Below are 1,191 nucleotides of genomic sequence, written 5' to 3'. Positions count from 1 at the left end.
AGCTTGGGCATAGTAGCGTGCTTCGGCCTCGGCTGGGGGAATGTTGCCGATGGGCTCGAGCAGGCGCCGGTGATTGAACCAGTCCACCCACTCCAAGGTGGCGAATTCGACGGCTTCCAGGGTGTGCCACGGCCCGCGGCGCCGGATCACCTCGGTCTTGTAGAGGCCGTTGATCGTCTCGGCCAAAGCGTTGTCGTAAGAATCGCCAACGCTGCCCACGGAGGGTTCGATGCCGGCGGCGGTGAGACGTTCGGTGTACCGGATAGCAACGTATTGCGACCCGCGGTCGGAATGGTGGATGAGGCCGCTGCCCTTGGCCGGCCGACGATCATGAAGCGCTTGCTCCAAGGCATCCAGGACGAAGCCGGCGTGGGCGGTGCGCGACACCCGCCAGCCGACAATGCGGCGGGCGAAGGTGTCAATGACGAAGGCCACGTAGACGAAGCCCCGCCACGTGGCAACGTAGGTGAAATCGGCCACCCACAAGGCGTTCGGGCGTGGCGCCTGGAACTGGCGGTTCACCCGGTCGGCGGGGCATGATGTGGCGCGGTCGCTGATCGTGGTGCGCACCGCCTTGCCCCGTGCCGCCCCCTTCAGACCCATGTGCTTCATCAGCCGGGCCACCGTGCAGCGCGCCACGTCGAGGCCTTCCCGTCGCAACTGCCGCCAGACTTTCCGCACCCCATAGACTTGGAAGTTCGCATCCCAGACCCGTCGGATAGCCAAACTCAACTCCGCATCGCTTCGCGAGCGGGCCGGCGCCTTGGCCGGATCGGTCCGGCGGGCGGCGTGGGCGCGGTAGGTCGACGGGGCGATCGGCAGCACCTTGCAGATCGGCTCGACCCCGTGGACGCTGCGATGAGCGTCGATGAAGGCGATCATTTCTTGAACGGGCGGTCGAGCTCCGCCTGGGCGAAATACGCCGACGCCTTGCGCAGGATCTCGTTCGCCTGACGCAGTTCCCGCACCTCGCGCTCCAGCGCCTTGATCCGCTCCTGCTCGTCCGTCGTGGGGCCGGGCTGCTTGCCCTGGTCGCGCTCAGCCTGCCGGACCCAGCCCCGCAGCGTCTCCGCCGTGCAGCCAATCTTCGCCGCGATCGAGCCGATCGCCGCCCACTGCGAGGCGTGATCCCCCTCGTGCTCGAACACCATCCGAACCGCGCGCTCGCGGACTTCAGGGGCGTATTTCGCT

1 protein-coding gene and 1 other annotated feature are annotated in these 1,191 nt (G+C 67.3%); the gene reads right to left on the bottom strand.

The features are described from left to right. A protein-coding gene (locus JJL56_RS32765) for an IS3 family transposase (RefSeq protein ID WP_200487938.1) occupies nucleotides 1-1,191 on the bottom strand; the annotation gives its coding sequence in 2 pieces (ribosomal slippage) (nucleotides 1-914 and nucleotides 914-1,191; 1,192 coding nt annotated over the 2 pieces). This gene is flagged as partial in the annotation. Beyond that, nucleotides 808-924, bottom strand: a sequence feature (AL1L pseudoknot). It overlaps the preceding gene by 117 nt.

Source organism: Azospirillum aestuarii, from assembly GCF_016632405.1.
GTDB lineage: Bacteria > Pseudomonadota > Alphaproteobacteria > Azospirillales > Azospirillaceae > Azospirillum > Azospirillum aestuarii.
The sequence above is the reverse complement of the archived record's forward strand: the minus strand, read 5'-3'. Positions and strand labels throughout refer to the sequence as shown.